The organism is Daejeonella sp., from assembly GCF_044232565.1.
In the GTDB taxonomy this organism is placed as follows: Bacteria; Bacteroidota; Bacteroidia; order Sphingobacteriales; family Sphingobacteriaceae; genus Daejeonella.
This window is the reverse complement of the sequence record NZ_JBIILQ010000071.1, coordinates 1-11,118: the sequence shown is the minus strand read 5'-3', so window position 1 is coordinate 11,118 and position 11,118 is coordinate 1. Positions and strand designations below refer to the sequence as shown.

At 34.0% G+C, this 11,118-nt stretch carries 14 protein-coding genes; 9 read left to right on the top strand and 5 right to left on the bottom strand.

From position 1 onward, the window contains the following. Positions 1 to 165: 165 nt before the first annotated feature. Both ACILQF_RS05825 and ACILQF_RS05820 read right to left on the bottom strand, forming a co-directional pair. A complete protein-coding gene (locus tag ACILQF_RS05825) occupies positions 166 to 417 on the bottom strand; it encodes a hypothetical protein (RefSeq protein WP_395626475.1) in 252 nt (83 codons plus the stop codon). A 7-nt stretch (positions 418 to 424) separates the two neighbouring features. Then, the gene (locus ACILQF_RS05820; RefSeq protein WP_395626474.1) at positions 425 to 1,135 is read right to left on the bottom strand and encodes a DUF3291 domain-containing protein; all 711 of its coding nucleotides are present in this window, start codon (positions 1,133 to 1,135) and stop codon (positions 425 to 427) included. A 198-nt stretch (positions 1,136 to 1,333) separates the two neighbouring features. Between ACILQF_RS05820 and ACILQF_RS05815 the strand changes: the two genes are divergently transcribed. From ACILQF_RS05815 to ACILQF_RS05800, 4 genes are all read left to right on the top strand, one after another. After that, a complete protein-coding gene (locus ACILQF_RS05815; protein ID WP_395626473.1) occupies positions 1,334 to 1,807 on the top strand; it encodes a GAF domain-containing protein in 474 nt (157 codons plus the stop codon). 60 nt (positions 1,808 to 1,867) lie between these two features. Then, positions 1,868 to 2,662, top strand: coding sequence for a hypothetical protein (locus tag ACILQF_RS05810; protein ID WP_395626472.1), 795 nt, complete (start codon positions 1,868 to 1,870; stop codon positions 2,660 to 2,662). Positions 2,663 to 2,738: 76 nt separating this feature from the next. Beyond that, entirely contained in the window at positions 2,739 to 3,578 is an 840-nt protein-coding gene (locus tag ACILQF_RS05805) for a histone deacetylase (protein ID WP_395626476.1), read from the top strand. Positions 3,579 to 3,646: 68 nt separating this feature from the next. After that, positions 3,647 to 3,838: a hypothetical protein gene (locus ACILQF_RS05800; protein ID WP_395626471.1), complete on the top strand. Its 192-nt coding sequence runs from the start codon at positions 3,647 to 3,649 to the stop codon at positions 3,836 to 3,838. Here the strand turns inward: ACILQF_RS05800 and ACILQF_RS05795 are convergent. The 3 genes from ACILQF_RS05795 to ACILQF_RS05785 are packed head-to-tail and all read right to left on the bottom strand — an operon-like array spanning position 3,804 to position 6,335. Next, positions 3,804 to 5,171, bottom strand: a complete 1,368-nt coding sequence (locus ACILQF_RS05795) for an MATE family efflux transporter (RefSeq protein WP_395626470.1) — start codon at positions 5,169 to 5,171, stop codon at positions 3,804 to 3,806. The two genes, ACILQF_RS05800 and ACILQF_RS05795, sit on opposite strands and share 35 nt — an antisense overlap. A gap of 50 nt (positions 5,172 to 5,221) precedes the next feature. Then, complete coding sequence (locus ACILQF_RS05790; protein ID WP_395626469.1) at positions 5,222 to 5,845, bottom strand: RNA-binding domain-containing protein; 624 nt, start codon at positions 5,843 to 5,845, stop codon at positions 5,222 to 5,224. 4 nt (positions 5,846 to 5,849) lie between these two features. Next, positions 5,850 to 6,335, bottom strand: a complete 486-nt coding sequence (locus tag ACILQF_RS05785; protein WP_395626468.1) for a DUF4442 domain-containing protein — start codon at positions 6,333 to 6,335, stop codon at positions 5,850 to 5,852. Positions 6,336 to 6,460: 125 nt separating this feature from the next. Between ACILQF_RS05785 and ACILQF_RS05780 the strand changes: the two genes are divergently transcribed. The 5 genes from ACILQF_RS05780 to ACILQF_RS05760 all read left to right on the top strand — a co-directional run. After that, positions 6,461 to 7,690 carry an MFS transporter gene (locus tag ACILQF_RS05780; protein WP_395626467.1) on the top strand — a complete coding sequence of 410 codons (1,230 nt, stop codon included), beginning with the start codon at positions 6,461 to 6,463 and terminating at the stop codon, positions 7,688 to 7,690. 65 nt (positions 7,691 to 7,755) lie between these two features. Next, a complete protein-coding gene (gene hemF, locus ACILQF_RS05775) occupies positions 7,756 to 8,679 on the top strand; it encodes an oxygen-dependent coproporphyrinogen oxidase (protein ID WP_395626466.1) in 924 nt (307 codons plus the stop codon). After that, a complete protein-coding gene (locus ACILQF_RS05770) occupies positions 8,676 to 9,077 on the top strand; it encodes a hypothetical protein (protein WP_395626465.1) in 402 nt (133 codons plus the stop codon). Before hemF ends, ACILQF_RS05770 begins: the two co-directional genes overlap by 4 nt. A gap of 319 nt (positions 9,078 to 9,396) precedes the next feature. Continuing rightward, positions 9,397 to 10,869, top strand: a complete 1,473-nt coding sequence (locus ACILQF_RS05765) for a phytoene desaturase family protein (protein WP_395626464.1) — start codon at positions 9,397 to 9,399, stop codon at positions 10,867 to 10,869. Positions 10,870 to 10,873: 4 nt separating this feature from the next. Further along, positions 10,874 to 11,118: squalene/phytoene synthase family protein (locus tag ACILQF_RS05760; protein ID WP_395626463.1), on the top strand; the 245-nt coding region annotated here is incomplete at its 3' end.

The window sequence follows — 11,118 nt, the reverse complement described above, 5'->3', positions numbered from 1 at the left end:
AATTTTATTTTTTTTTAATATTTAAAATATTGATTGTCATTTATTTATAAATTTTATCTAAATCTTTTATTTAGTTATTTGTTTTAAATTAAAATACATCACTATTTTTTAGTTCAGTAAAATCCATTTTTACATATAAAGTATTAATTACCAGATATTTATAAATTAAAACTCATCATATTTTTTGTATGCGGTATTAAAATCAGCTCTCATTTCATTAAATCGTTCTGCAGACTTTTTTAAAAAATCTTCATTTAAAATCTTAAAAATTCCATCCACCCCATCGGGTACATCCAACTCAGAAATTTTATAAATTTGCTCGAATACACCTTTTTCAAGTTTGATTATATATTTCTGATTCATTGAAAATATGCTAATCTTACAATCGGGATGTGGTAGTTCTGCAATTACTCTCATTTGTATTTTATTTAAGATATTCTTTGATATTTTCAAGAGGATTGACACCATTAAGCTTGCCACTACTTGAAATTACTTTAAAACGTGCAAATAGTTCTTCACTGTACCAATCCTCTTTTCGTGTTTTTCTGATTACATCGGCATGCTCTTTTGAGCCGTACGCAAAAGCTTTCATCTTTTCCATACTTGCCCAAATTGAAAGGGTCGCTTGCCTAAAAAATGGGGCTTCTCCAATTCCGATTGAGTGCAAGTATCCATCAGCTTTTGTCATTATTTGAGCAACTGGGTCAACATGTGTCCAGAACCTTTCTAACTTACTAAAGCGTATACTTGCTCGCGTTAAAACAGCCACAGGTCCCGTGTATTCTTTATCATATTCATTGATCTTAAATGGATCAATTCCATCCCATTCTCCATGACTCGCAAGTGGTGCAACTAAAACAGTCCACTCTTCAAATGCAAAGGTTTTCCACCACCAGGAAATAAATGAATTTGATTTAAATTTTTGAAATTCACCTTCCGAATCCCAAACTGCCATTAGTGCCCATTGTTGCCAATCTGGTTGAAGATCGAAGGTTCCATTTTTGCCGCATCCCATGAGTTTCCAAAACTTACATTCGCTATTTAACCATAAAGGTAATCGGTGAATTGCCATAGCCAGAAATGCTATAGGAATGAATAAATTACGGTAACGTACAACACTAAAAGATACAATCATTTTTGTCTAAAATTTTTCTTTTACGAATTCAAAGGTAATTCATCCAAATGTTTTCTTTAGGTCATTTCTTTTCTAATTATCAATTTTAAGCCATGGTTTCTTTCATACAAATCAAATTAAAAGCATTTAAAATGCGATTTATTAAAAGACCTGATAATTTCTTTAGGATGATTATCAATTCAATGCTAATTTTGTGCCATGGCTGAAGATCTAAATATCGCAAAAGGAAATAAAAATGAACAGTATAGCTCATTAATCCCTCAAATTGCTGCATTGCTTTCGGGTGAAAGTGACCAAATTGCCAACATGGCCAATGTATGCGCTGCTTTAAAAGAGCAATTTAACTTCTTGTGGGTTGGTTTTTACATGGTTAAGAATAATGAACTTGTATTAGGGCCCTTTCAGGGACCAGTAGCATGTACACGTATCCAAAGAAGTAAAGGGGTTTGTGGTACTTCTTGGGATCAGTCTCAAACACTTATTGTACCTGATGTTGATTCTTTCCCTGGGCATATTGCATGTAGCTCAGCATCTAAGTCGGAAATTGTCATTCCGATTATTAGAAATCACAAAGTAATTGGTGTCTTAGATGTAGATAGTGCTGAACTCAATAGTTTTGATGATACTGATGCGCTTTACTTATCTCAGATTTTGGATCTTATTCAATTCTGATTTGTTAAAAAATTAAATCAATGCTATTAATGCTTTCCCTAATTTTTGTATATTAATGGAATGAAAACCAAAATATTAGCCCTACTGAATTTATTAGCCTTTGCATTTCATTTGACCTTTACTTCATTGGTTCAAATGGGTAAACTCTCTAAAATGGATATGGCGCAGACTTCTGCAAAATATGATACTGTTTTTGCCCCCGCAGGAATAACATTCTCTATTTGGGGAATAATCTATTTAGCACTGATTTCCTTTTCTTTATACCACCTGTATGCTGCTTTTTACAAAGCCAAAAATGAACCTAGTAACTTAATTACTAACAGCTTAGGTGTTTTGTTTATAATAAACAACCTTGCTACTGCATTGTGGTTATTGGCATGGTTAAATGAAGAGCTTTTAATCTCAGTGATATTGATGCTCATTCAATTGACGGCTTTAATTTTGATTCATATTAGACTGAATCGATTAAATATAATATCTACCTTTTCCTTCCAATTTTTTACGAATATCCCCCTAAGTATTTATTTTGGGTGGATATCAATTGCAACTATTGCTAATATCAGTGCATATTTAAAATCAATTAATTGGACAGGAGGTATTTCTGAAAGTTTATGGGCAATTATTTTAATAGCCATTGCATCATTAATAACATTATTTATGGTCATTATTAGAAAGAATATTCCATTTGGATTGGTGGTTTTATGGGCATTATATGGTATTGTTCTCAAGCGACAGCAAGTTAATGCTATTGAATTCGAGTCAGTTATACAAGCTTCTTTTATGGCTTTTATAATCATATTTATAGGCTTGATTATTCGACTTTTAAAGATTGTTAAGCCTGCGAAGGAGTTTTAATTCTTAAAATAAGGTTTTGTATATCGCTTTTGATCCCATTTATATTCTACCTCTTCCTGTAGGTCACCGTTTCCCGATGCTCAAATATGAGCTTATTCCCGAACAGCTTATTTATGAGGGATTGATCACTAAAGACAATCTTTTTTCAGCAGAAGCGGTTTCTGAAGATGTTGTTCTATTAAGCCATGAAAAAGCTTATTGGGAGCGATTAAGAGATCTTAAATTAAGTCCCGCAGAAATTAGACGCTCTGGTTTTCCACTTTCTGCCATGTTGCTTGAACGTGAGCTAAGAATTGCTCAGGGGACTATTAATTGTTGCTTCTATGCTTTAAAAAATGAAATTGCTTTTAATGTTGCCGGTGGAACACATCATGCCGGATCAAATTGGGCTGAAGGTTTTTGTTTATTAAATGATCAGGCAATTGCAGCTAATTATTTATTAGATAGGGGCTTAGCACAAAAGATTTTAATCATTGATTTAGATGTTCATCAAGGTAACGGCACTGCTGAAATTTTTAAAGATGAAAATCGTGTTTTTACTTTTTCTATGCATGCCGAAAAGAATTTCCCCTTTCGTAAGGAGCAATCCGATTTAGACATTGGCTTAGTTGATGGTTTATGCGACAAAGAATATCTGGAAATATTGAATGATAATCTAGAAAAAGTAATTCTTTTACATCAACCAGATTTTGTTTTTTACCTCGCTGGAGTGGATGTTTTAGCCACAGATAAGCTAGGGAAGCTAAATTTAACGCTAAAAGGATGTAAAGAAAGAGATGAAATTGTATTAAAAACTTGCAAAAAATTGAAGCTACCCATACAAGTTAGTATGGGTGGTGGTTACTCTCCTAAGGTCTCAGATATAGTTGAAGCTCACTGTAATACGTTTCGAATTGCACATAATCTTTACTTTTAGAATTGACATATCTCTCGATTTATTACTTAAAATGCTCATTTTCAATAATTTTAACGTAAATTTGCAAAATGGAAAAGCAACATTTTACGCGTTATAGATTTATTGATACCCGTACAGGTGATTTGATTAGATACATGAACATCAACGATCGTTTGGAAGATCATGTAGACAGATTGAAGAAAATGCAGTCACAAATCTTCAACGAGATAAAAATTCCTGTTTCCGCTATCCTATATGAGTTAGCCGAACCAGCTTCTTAGAAAAGTAATGGAATCTGGCAAAGAGTAAAGCTGCCGATACAAGTAATCCCAGTGTTAATCCATACCAGATTCCATTTGCTCCCCATCCTAAATAAATTCCTAGGAAATAACCTACAGGAATTCCTATAAGCCAATAGGCTACAAATGTAATCAAGGTGGGAATATTTACATCCCCTAAGCCTCTTAAAATCCCCAATCCTACTACCTGAGTTCCATCAAATAGTTGAAAGAAACCTGCTATTATAAGTAATTGAGCTGCAATGCTTATAACTGCTCTATCCGAAGTATAAATTAGTGGTAAATACTGATTTAGACCTGCAAATAGTAAGGCTGTTACTGTCATGAAAATTAATACAATGTGATAACTAGAAATAGCAGAAAGACGAAGATTCATGAAATCTTCTTTTCCGAAATTATTTCCTGTTTTAATGGTTGCTGCAGCTGAAATTCCACCTGCCATCATATAGGTCATGGACGCTAAATTAATTGCAACCTGATGAGCCGCTTGTTCCACAGCCCCAATTGTGCCAATTAGTACGGCAGCACCGCTAAAGGCGCTAACTTCAAAAGTATATTGCATAGCAACTGGAGTTCCGATACGCAAAATATTCATTGAACGGATCTTACTAATGGATCTAAGTGTAAATGATTTCAAATACAGGCGAAAATGTTTTGACTTTACCACATAGATTGCCATTACTATGGCCATAATAGATCTATCGATTAAAGTGCTCCATCCAACACCATTTACACCCATTGGCTCAATTCCGAATAAACCCTTAACAAATATGATACCTAAGCAAATATTTAATGCATTTCCCCAGAGGGATATCATCATGGCCTGCTTTGTAAAACCTAATCCCTCAGCAAATTGCTTAAAAGTCATGAATACCATCAATGGGACAATTGAAAAACCAAGTAATCCTAAATAGGGTTTTGCTTGGGCCACTACCTCTGGCGATTGACCCAATTGGTCGATAACTAATAGCGAACCAAAATAAATAAATATAAATAGAAATATTCCTGCTATGATATTAATTAATAAACTATTGGCTAGAAGTCGGCCGCATTCTTTGAAGTTCTTCTTGCCACTTTCCTGAGCAATTAGCGGTGTTAACCCATAAGAAAGTCCGATTCCAATTACCAAAATAACAATAAAAATGCTGTTAACCAGTGACACAGCTGCAAGCGGAATAGTCCCGGCGAAGTGACCTATAATTACACTATCCGCCGTATGCACCAGAGTATGCCCTAATTGTGAGATAACAACTGGGATTGCTAAGGTCAAATTGCTTTGATAGTGAGGCTTGTATTTTAGGTAAATCCGTTTCAATTAGGTTGTTAAATAAATGTTCTGTAAAGGTGTTATTTTATCGGGCAAAATTAGGAAGCTGTATAATATTCTTCTTTTTCTGTAGTATGAATTTTTATTACACCCGATAAAACTAAATTAACAAGGATCTTGTGAGTTATTCTACGCGATATATTTAGTAATTCACTAAATTCACGACTTGTAATTCTCTCATTTTTATCAAGGTATTCAAGTAATGCTTTTTCTTTTGAAGAATACTCCAAGAACACTCCGTGTTCACTGTTTCCACGTTTTAACACATCTACCACTATTTTACTTGCAAGAATACTTTTATCTCTAACTCGAACATAAACCCACCATTTTTTATCTTCACCAAGTGCATAATGTGGTTTTGTGGTACTTTCCTTTATTTCAACTACGAGTACAAGTTTATCATCGACGTAAACCTCTTCAAATAATAGTTCCAAGGCTGGTTTGCAGAAGAGATTTGCCGCTTGGCTTAGCATGTATTTATCCTCTTCCTCCGATTTAAGTCCACTGACAGTACCATCATCAGAAATACCTACCAGCAAACGCCCGCCCTTGTTATTGGCGAAGGAAACCATGGTTTTGGCGATTTTTTCACAGCTGGTAATCCTTTTCTTGAAATCCAAGCATTGCCCTTCACCCTCTAAAATTAGCCTTTTGATATTCATTTTATTAATAAGCAATGCTTTGTTCTTCTCCCTTGAAAAGGTTCCGAATATAAACTTCATTGATTACTGTAACGCAAAGCTCACCTTTTGAATTATACATATTAATAGAATAGGCTTTTACAAACTTCCCGACTGTTTTTAGGGCTATTATGGCTTCTCTAATTTCTTCATCACTAAGTGCAATAGTGAATTCTAAATTTGTTCTTCCTGGTTTTAAATAGTTTATGCTTGCACTTTTAAGCCAAACACGACATTTAAAGCCATTTCTTTCAAGTATTTGATCGAAAAGTACTGCGTAAAATGGATCTGATGCACTAAAAATGGTTCCACCAAAAATAGATTGGTTATAATTTAGATTTAAAAAACTTTTAAAAATTTTAACTTTTACACCAGAGAAACCTTTGTCAAATTTTTTTACCCAAATTCTTTGAAAAAATAGGGGAGGGTAAAATCTCATTCCCCACTTTAGCATATTCTCTGATACCTTCATTTTTGTAAATATCCTAATTTGCCTTGATAAATAAAATTATCAGTGATAGTCTAATGGAAATATGCACTAAAGCTTTTTTCTTGTTTTTCAATTTTGTTTGTAGATTGTAATCTCAAATTTAAAAAATGGATCAGATTGCTGCTAATAAAAAAAATGTAAGATTAATTGTCATGGTGGCCTCTCTAGGCTATTTTGTGGATATCTATGACCTTATTCTTTTTTCTGTTATTCGTATAAAAAGTTTAAAGGGGCTAGGTGTTCCTGACAGTGATTTATTAGATGTTGGTGCAATGTTAATAAACAGCCAGATGCTCGGAATGCTTATTGGTGGAATTCTTTGGGGTATTTTGGGTGATAAAAAAGGAAGAATAAGTGTGCTTTTTGGATCCATTTTACTTTATTCTATTGCCAATTTAGCAAATGGTTTTGTGACTTCTGTACCCGCTTATGCTACAATACGTTTTATTGCTGGAATTGGTCTTGCAGGCGAACTAGGTGCCGGAATTACATTAGTTACTGAAACAATGAGTAAAGAGAATCGTGGTTATGGAACAATGATCGTAGCTGGTGTTGGATTGATGGGAGCGGTTGCCGCAGCCATAATTGGCGAAAATTATGCTTGGGAAACCTCCTATATTATAGGTGGGGTAATGGGATTAATGCTATTGGCTATGCGTGTTAGCCTTGTTGAATCGGGCATGTTTAAGAATTTAAAAAGTGATGGCGTAAGTCGCGGGAATATTTTTATGTTGTTTACTGATGCAAAAAGATTTAAAAAGTATTTAAGCTGTATTTTAATAGGTATCCCATTGTGGTTTGTTGTTGGCGTTTTAGTTACCTTTTCACCTGAATTTGGTAAGGAATTGAATGCTGTTGATCCACTTTCTGCCGGCACTGGTATAATGTATTGTTATATTGGAATTGCTTTGGGTGATGTGGTTGCCGGTTTTTTAAGTCAGATGTGGCGTTCGAGAAAAAAAGTAATGCTTATTTTCTTGTTTCTTACAGCTGTAAGCATCATTGTTTTCTTAAATGCGGAGGGAATGAATTCTCAGCAGTTTATCTGGTTAACATTATTTTTAGGATTCGCCTCAGGCTATTGGGCAACATTTGTTACCATTGCTTCAGAGCAGTTCGGAACAAATTTACGCGCCACTGTTACAACTACAGTACCCAATTTTGTGCGTGGCTCACTTGTTCTTGCCACACTTTCATTTACCACTTTAAAAGGAAGCATGGGTATTATCAATAGCGCTATGTTGGTTGGTTTTGTATCAATAGTTATTGCACTTATTGCTTTGTCTCAATTAAAGGAAACCTTTGGTAAGGATTTGAATTATCTTGAGATTAGTTAAATCATTTTATTGTGATTTCTGATAATTTCTTTTCTGATATTGTTTAAAAACCTCACTTTTGAGCTATGATTACCAAGGAACAAATTGCTGAACACTATCAGCTGATTCAGGATGAAATATGTGCAGGTTTAGAATTGGCAGATGGTGGTGCTAAATTTGTAGAGGAGGTCTGGGAAAGAGAAGGTGGCGGCGGCGGTAGAACCCGTATTTTTCAAAATGGAAATGTGCTCGAAAAGGGTGGCGTTAATTTTTCAGCTGTTCATGGAAAACTACCTGAAGCCATCAAAAAAGCTTTTGGTGTTCAAGAAGATGAGTTTTTTGCTACAGGTGTATCTATTGTAATTCATCCAAAAAATCCTTGGATACCGATCATACATATGAATATCCGGTACTTTGAAATGGCTGGTGAAGCAGGTAAAGAAATGTCATGGTTTGGTGGTGGAATTGATCTTACACCTCACTATGTGATTGAAGAGGATGCTCGATTTTTCCATGAATCACTTCAAGCTACTTGTGATAAATTCCAATCCGATTTCTACTCTAAATTTAAAAAATGGGCTGATGACTATTTTTTCATTAAGCATCGTGAGGAGACTAGGGGTATTGGTGGTATTTTTTACGATCGTTTAAATCCACAGACTACCGGACTAGGATGGAATGATATTTTTGAATTTTCAAAAGCAGTTGGAAGAACATTTGTCCCGGTTTATACAGAACTGATTAATAGAAATAGAAATAAATCTTTCACAGAGGAGCATAAAATTTGGCAATATCAGCGTAGAAGCCGGTATGTTGAATTTAATCTTGTTTATGATGCTGGAACTAAATTCGGCTTAGAAACTAATGGTAGAATTGAATCCATTTTAATGAGTTTGCCCCCTCAAGCAAACTGGGTTTATGATTTTAAGCCAAAACCAGATTCGGAAGAAGAAAAAACAATGATGTTACTAAAGAAAGGCATTAACTGGTCCCAAATAAATAAATCATGAAGCATTTTTTGAAATTTAAATTAATCATATTTTGTTTCGTTATTTTAACTTCTTGTTCTAAGAATCCATTAAGCGGCACATGGCAATATGACGGTGGATTATATAATGGTAGGGAGCAAAAAGCATCCTCTGATTTTAGCATGCAAAGAACTTATGAAGAAAATACCTATCAAGCTTTTATGATTGAAGGTTCAGTTAAACCTGAATTGTATAATTCTGGAAATTATGAGGTACATGGAGATACTTTATTGATTACAAGTAAATTTAGCAGTAGACCATCTCAAAATACCGACCTAACCATTAGTTATAAGTTTAATATTAAAAAAGATAAACTTACCATTAATGGGATTTTGCCTAATGGAATGATTGTAGAGGAATATTGGAAAAGAGTTGATTGATTTATCTCAACAGGAAATTTCTTTTATTGTTTAACAGAATTTTGTAAAAATGAGTTTTGAATAGCCTGGTTTATTTTTTAAAAATTAAATTTAAACAATAATTCTATTAAGGATTACAATTTGAATTGTTTTTTGCCGGTAAGTTTTGATTGCAAATAATAATTTTTACAATTAATTATTCTAATAGGTTTAATTATTGGAATCGTTCTTTTATTTTAAAATAAATTAAATATTGAGTATGAAGAATTGCTATTATCCTTCTAAATACTTGATTTCTATCTTTAAAAAACACTATATTTAAAATTCACACTGCCATATAATGTCTAAAATAATTGTCATAGGTTCTGGGTTTTCGGGATTAAGTACAGCTGCGTATCTTGCTGCCGCCGGACATGATGTTCACGTTTACGAAAAAAATGATTCTGCCGGAGGGAGAGCACGGCAATTAAAAATTCAAAACTATGTTTTTGATATGGGTCCCAGTTGGTATTGGATGCCTGATGTATTTGAGAAATTTTTTGCTGATTTTGGCTATAAAGTTTCTGATTTTTACAAGTTGAAACTATTAAACCCCTCTTTTGATGTAGTATTTCCACATGGTGAGACCATGAGTGTTCCTGAAAAATATTCTGACCTTATAAGAATGTTTGAATCAATTGAACATGGAAGTGGGGCTCAGCTTCAAAAATTCATGGATGAAGCTCAGTTTAAGTACGAGACAGGCATGAATAGCTTAGTTTATAAACCTGGATTATCCTTAATGGAATTTGCAGATTTAGATCTTATTAAGGGTGCACTTAGGTTACAAGTTTTTAGTTCTTTTAGAAAACATGTCCGAAGTCATTTTACTAATCCAAAATTGATTTCTTTAATGGAATTCCCTGTTTTATTTCTGGGAGCCATGCCGCAGGATACTCCTGCACTTTATAGTTTAATGAATTATGCTGGATTGAAATTAGGTACTTGGTATCCTGAAGGTGGTTTTGGTGAGGTTATTAAAGGAATGGTGGAAGTGGCTAAGCGTAATGGTGCTAAGTTTTACTTCAATGCAGCTGTTGATCAAATTTTGGTAGAAGGCAATATAGCAACAGGTATTCTCATTAATGGTGAACAAATTAATTGTGATGCCCTAATTGCATCGGCAGATTATCACCATGTTGAAAGTAAATTATTGCCTGAACCTTACCGTAATTACAAAGAATCGTACTGGGCTAAGAAAGTTTTTGCGCCATCATCATTAATTTTTTATGTGGGTTTAAAGACCAAAATAGAATATTTACAACATCATACCTTGTTTTTTGATGAGGACTTAGAATTGCATTCAATTGAAATATATAAAGATCCTAAATGGCCTGCAAAGCCCCTGTTTTATGTTTGTTGCCCATCTCAGTCGGACGAGTCTGTTGCTCCCGAAGGTCATGAAAACCTATTTTTCTTAATGCCTTTAGCGCCAGGATTAGAAGATACCGAAGAGTTAAGAGAAAAGTATTTCAAGGTTATGCTTGAGCGATTAGCAAAGCATATCCATCAGGATATTACTGAATTTATTGATTATAAAAAATCATATTGCGTTAAAGACTTTGTTTCTGATTACAATTCTTATAAAGGTAATGCCTATGGATTAGCAAATACTTTAATGCAAACGGCTAATTTGAAACCAAGTATTAAAAATAAGAAGATCAAAAATATGTTTTATACGGGTCAATTGACTGTACCAGGTCCAGGGGTTCCGCCATCAATTATTTCAGGCAAGGTTGCTGCTGGCTTATTAATAAAGGAACTTAAATTGTAAAGTAATGAAGTTATTGTACGATAATCTTTCAGTAGAAGTGAGTAAAATGACTACCCGTGCTTATAGCACTAGTTTTTCTATGGGTATTTATTTTTTGGATAATAGTTTACGTGATGCCGTTTATTCAATCTATGGTTTTGTTCGCCTAGCTGATGAAATTGTGGATAGTTTTGAGGGTTTTGACAAAAAATATTTGTTGTCAAAATTCAAAGAGGAGACTTTCACTGCTATTGATTGTCATATTTCCCT

Bases quoted from the DNA above. Each gene is read 5' to 3' on its own strand.
- ACILQF_RS05825 (WP_395626475.1), bottom strand. From the start codon at position 417: ATGAGAGTAATTGCAGAACTACCACATCCCGATTGTAAGATTAGCATA.
- ACILQF_RS05820 (WP_395626474.1), bottom strand. From the start codon at position 1,135: ATGATTGTATCTTTTAGTGTTGTACGTTACCGTAATTTATTCATTCCT.
- ACILQF_RS05815 (WP_395626473.1), top strand. From the start codon at position 1,334: ATGGCTGAAGATCTAAATATCGCAAAAGGAAATAAAAATGAACAGTAT.
- ACILQF_RS05810 (WP_395626472.1), top strand. From the start codon at position 1,868: ATGAAAACCAAAATATTAGCCCTACTGAATTTATTAGCCTTTGCATTT.
- ACILQF_RS05805 (WP_395626476.1), top strand. From the start codon at position 2,739: ATGCTCAAATATGAGCTTATTCCCGAACAGCTTATTTATGAGGGATTG.
- ACILQF_RS05800 (WP_395626471.1), top strand. From the start codon at position 3,647: ATGGAAAAGCAACATTTTACGCGTTATAGATTTATTGATACCCGTACA.
- ACILQF_RS05790 (WP_395626469.1), bottom strand. From the start codon at position 5,845: ATGAATATCAAAAGGCTAATTTTAGAGGGTGAAGGGCAATGCTTGGAT.
- ACILQF_RS05785 (WP_395626468.1), bottom strand. From the start codon at position 6,335: ATGAAGGTATCAGAGAATATGCTAAAGTGGGGAATGAGATTTTACCCT.
- ACILQF_RS05780 (WP_395626467.1), top strand. From the start codon at position 6,461: ATGGATCAGATTGCTGCTAATAAAAAAAATGTAAGATTAATTGTCATG.
- hemF (WP_395626466.1), top strand. From the start codon at position 7,756: ATGATTACCAAGGAACAAATTGCTGAACACTATCAGCTGATTCAGGAT.
- ACILQF_RS05770 (WP_395626465.1), top strand. From the start codon at position 8,676: ATGAAGCATTTTTTGAAATTTAAATTAATCATATTTTGTTTCGTTATT.
- ACILQF_RS05765 (WP_395626464.1), top strand. From the start codon at position 9,397: ATGTCTAAAATAATTGTCATAGGTTCTGGGTTTTCGGGATTAAGTACA.